Here is a 1,687-nt window from a genome sequence, read left to right as displayed (position 1 = left end):
CCCAAAGTGTATTGTCTCTTTGAGGATAAAGCTTTAGCGAGGATGGACTAGCACCGATTTGTTTTGATATATAATGTATGACTGAATCCGGGATGTTTTTGATATGAGTGTATGGCCAACCGGGATATCGAAGAACAGCTAATTGAACGGTGAACCCTAAACGGTTTTCTTCTCTCCTTCGCTTATTGATAATTTCTAAATCCCGTTTGGAAAAAGTGTAGTAGGTTCCTAGCACCCACTCGTCTTCAGGAATTTGCATAAGGACCTGTCGCTGTTCCGATGTAAGCAATTCTCTACCTCTCGCAACTTTCATACAGTATCATCTCATTTCTGTAATTGTTCAGTTAATTAGTTCAATTATAAATCAATAGAGTGTACTCTATTGATACAATTATAGTAGACTGATAAAATCATAGTTAAGAGTGTCTCATAAGACTTATCTCAAAAATGAGGTGATATTTTGCGGAAAATTGGTTATATACGTGTCAGTTCGACTAACCAAAATCCTTCAAGGCAATTTCAGCAATTAAACGAAATCGGGATGGATATTATTTTTGAAGAAAAAGTTTCTGGTGCAACAAAGAATCGCGAGCAACTTCAAAAAATGTTGCAGGATTTACAGGAAGGCGACATTATTTATGTTACAGACTTAACTCGGATCACTCGGAGTACGCAGGATTTATTTGAATTGATTGATTTAATACGAAGGAAAAAGGCAAGCTTAAAATCACTCAAGGATACATGGCTAAATTTATCAGAGGATAATCCATACAGCCAATTCTTAATTACAGTAATGGCTGGTGTGAACCAATTAGAGCGCGACCTTATCCGTATGCGTCAACGTGAAGGGATTGAGTTAGCAAAGAAAGAAGGAAAGTTTAAGGGGCGTTTAAAGCAGTATCATAAAAATCACGCAGGGATGAATTATGCAGTAAAACTATATAAAGAAGGCGGCATGACTGTAAATCAAATTTGTGAAATTACTAATGTATCTAGGGCTTCATTATATAGAAATCTATCGGAAAGAAACAAATAGTTTGTCCTGATTCTATCAAAAGATGTATTTTTTCACCAACATTTTTAGGCATGAAATGTCGGTAATTATTATCTATTTTGTTTTAAAGTAAATATTGAAAGGGAGTAAACTTATGGATTGGCTAGAAAGAATGAACAATGCGTTAAACTACATTGAAAATAGCCTGGATGAAGAAATAGACTACAAAGAGATTGCAAAAGCAGCTAACTGTTCTGAGTTTCATTTTTCAAGAATGTTCTCTTCAATCTCAGGTGTATCGCTATCAGAATATATTAGACGAAGACGGTTAACACTTGCAGCATTTGAAATTCAAAAAAGTGATATTCGGATCATCGATGTGGCAATTAAATATGGTTATATTTCTTCTGATACTTTCTCACGTGCTTTTCAAAAAATGCATGGGGTAACCCCTTCCAATGCTCGTAATAGAGGGGTACAGTTAAAAGCCTTTCCCAAAATTTCCTTTCAAATTTCTATTAAAGGAGATACCGAGATGGACTACAGAATTGAAAACCTTGATTTTGAATTAAGAATTGTCGGAAAAAGCAAGCCAGTAAAAACAAGCAGAGCATTTAAAACAATCCCTACGCTTTGGAACACTGCGAAAAAAGATGGATTTATGCAAGAACTAGTAGATATGTCATGGGAAAA

3 protein-coding genes are annotated in these 1,687 nt (G+C 35.3%); 2 read left to right on the top strand and 1 reads right to left on the bottom strand.

Translation table 11 applies throughout. From position 1 onward, the window contains the following. The coding region (locus PDQ68_RS28540; RefSeq protein WP_270787175.1) for a DUF4158 domain-containing protein at positions 1-313 on the bottom strand (313 nt) is incomplete at its 3' end. Positions 314-460: 147 nt separating this feature from the next. Here PDQ68_RS28540 and PDQ68_RS28535 point away from each other — a divergent pair. Continuing rightward, positions 461-1,036 carry a recombinase family protein gene (locus tag PDQ68_RS28535; RefSeq protein WP_270787174.1) on the top strand — a complete coding sequence of 192 codons (576 nt, stop codon included), beginning with the start codon at positions 461-463 and terminating at the stop codon, positions 1,034-1,036. Between the two features lie 112 nt (positions 1,037-1,148). Further along, a partial coding sequence (locus PDQ68_RS28530) for a helix-turn-helix domain-containing protein (protein WP_227572179.1) occupies positions 1,149-1,687 on the top strand: 539 nt, incomplete at its 3' end.

The sequence above is a fragment of the Bacillus cereus group sp. Bc010 genome, from assembly GCF_027716745.1.
GTDB lineage: Bacteria > Bacillota > Bacilli > Bacillales > Bacillaceae_G > Bacillus_A > Bacillus_A pacificus.
Note: the sequence above shows the minus strand (reverse complement) of the source record. Positions and strands in the feature narration are given on the sequence as shown.